Consider the following 1,455-nt stretch of genomic DNA (forward strand, 5'->3'; position numbering starts at 1 on the left):
CCCGCTTAGCCGCGCCGGCCGCTGCAGTTGTGTATCAGAACCACGCCGGCCGGCCCACCCCTCCCCTGGGCCCGTGGCGGGTGTCCGCCCGCGGCCCCGACGCCCTGCACGCCCAGGCCGCCCAGCTCCTGGCACACACGGCGGGAGCGGACGACGCGGCGGGCACAGGCGAGGGTGCCCCGGTCGCCCCGGTCGCCCCGATCACGGAGGTCGGCCACGCCCTGGCCACCACCCGCGCCGCCCTCCCCGACCGCGCCGTCGTCCTCGGCGGCGACCGCGCCGCGCTGCACGACGGACTGCGCGCCCTCGCCGCCGGCGCCGAAGCCCCCCTCGTGGTCCGCGGCACCGCCCACCCCGACCCCCGCCTGGCCTTCCTCTTCACCGGGCAGGGCGCCCAGCGGGCCGGCATGGGACGCGAGTTGTACGCCGCCTTCCCCGTCTTCGCCGAGGCCTTCGACGCCGCATGCGCCGAGCTGGACCGCGCCTACGACCGGCCCGTCCGCGAGGTCGTCTTCGAGGACCAGGCACTGCTCGACCGGACCGAGTACACCCAGGCCGGCCTGTTCGCGCTGGAGGTCGCCCTCTACCGGCTCGCCCGCAGCTGGGGCCTGCGCCCCGACTTCCTGCTCGGCCACTCCGTCGGCGAACTGGTCGCCGCGCACGTCTCCGGCATGCTGACCCTCCCCGACGCCGCCGCCCTCGTCGCCGCGCGCGGCCGGCTCATGCAGGCCCTGCCCGAAGGCGGAGCCATGCTCTCCGTCCGGGCCGCCGAGGACGTCGTACGGCCCCTGCTGCTGCCCGGCGTCGACATCGCCGCCGTCAACGGACCCGAGTCGGTCGTCGTCTCCGGCGACCGCGACGCCGTCGACGGGATCGGCGCCGCCCTGGCGGCCGCCGGCCATCGCACGAAGCAGCTCAACGTCAGCCACGCCTTCCACTCGCCGCTGATGGAACCGATGCTCGACACGTTCCGCCGCGTCGTCTCCCGGCTGACGTTCCGGGCCCCGGACATCCCGATCGTCTCCAACGTCACCGGCCGGATCGCCACGGCCGGGGAACTCTCCTCACCCGACTACTGGGTTCGCCACGTCCGCGCGACCGTCCGCTTCCACGACGGCATCCGCACGCTCGCCGACCACGGGGTCAACGCCTACCTCGAACTGGGCCCCGACGGGGTCCTCACCGCCATGGGCCAGGCCTGCTTCCCGGACGCCCCCGACGCGGCGGACGCCCCCGGCTCCACCGGTGCCGCCGGTGCAACCGGCCCGCGCTGGAGCGCCGCCCTGCGCCGCGACCAGCCCGAGACCACGACTTTCGGCCGAGCCATGGCCGAGGCGTTCGTGCACGGGGTGGCGGTGGAGTGGTCGTCGGTGTTCCCGGGTGCTGTGGGTGGGGTGGAGCTGCCGACGTATGCGTTTCAGCGGGAGCGGTTCTGGCTGGGTGGTGTGCGTGGTG

General features: G+C 75.5%; 1 protein-coding gene. It reads left to right on the forward strand.

Features of this window, described 5'->3' with window-relative positions:
* Window positions 1-29: 29 nt before the first annotated feature.
* Window positions 30-1,455 (forward strand): acyltransferase domain-containing protein (locus GPJ59_RS36185; RefSeq protein ID WP_308120697.1); only part of this gene is annotated, 1,426 nt, incomplete at its 3' end.

Origin of the sequence: Streptomyces bambusae (assembly GCF_019400985.1) — a bacterium.
In the GTDB taxonomy this organism is placed as follows: Bacteria; Actinomycetota; Actinomycetes; order Streptomycetales; family Streptomycetaceae; genus Streptomyces; species Streptomyces bambusae_A.